General features: G+C 48.8%; 1 protein-coding gene. It reads right to left on the bottom strand.

What is annotated here, in order from left to right; translation table 11 throughout:
* A partial coding sequence (locus J0695_RS46425; RefSeq protein ID WP_505383644.1) for an ABC transporter permease family protein occupies positions 1 to 326 on the bottom strand: 326 nt, incomplete at its 3' end.
* Positions 327 to 371: the final 45 nt, after the last annotated feature.

Consider the following 371-nt stretch of genomic DNA (forward strand, 5'->3'; position numbering starts at 1 on the left):
ACCATGGATGTCAGCGGCGGAATGATCATAATGCCGATAAACAGGAAGTAAACGGCTTGATTGAGCTTTGTTCTGCGCCTGGCGAGCGGATATGCCGACAGAGAGCCGATCACAATGAGCAGAGCCGCCGAAGCAAAAGTGATCACAGCAGTATTGAAAAACGAGCCGGCCAGACCTGCTTTATCCCATGCTTCTGCAAAATTACCGAGGCTGATTTCGTCCGGGAACTTCCATTTTGAACTGAAATCTCCCTTTGCTTTCAGCGCCGTCGTCAGCAAAATATAAAACGGAATCAGGTGAAAAACGGTAATCCATGCAGCCAGCAAAGTCCATAGCGCCCGTTTCTTTTTCTCTTGGCGATTCATCTAGGC

The organism is Streptomyces beijiangensis (genome assembly GCF_017315755.1).
In the GTDB taxonomy this organism is placed as follows: domain Bacteria; phylum Actinomycetota; class Actinomycetes; order Streptomycetales; family Streptomycetaceae; genus Streptomyces; species Streptomyces beijiangensis.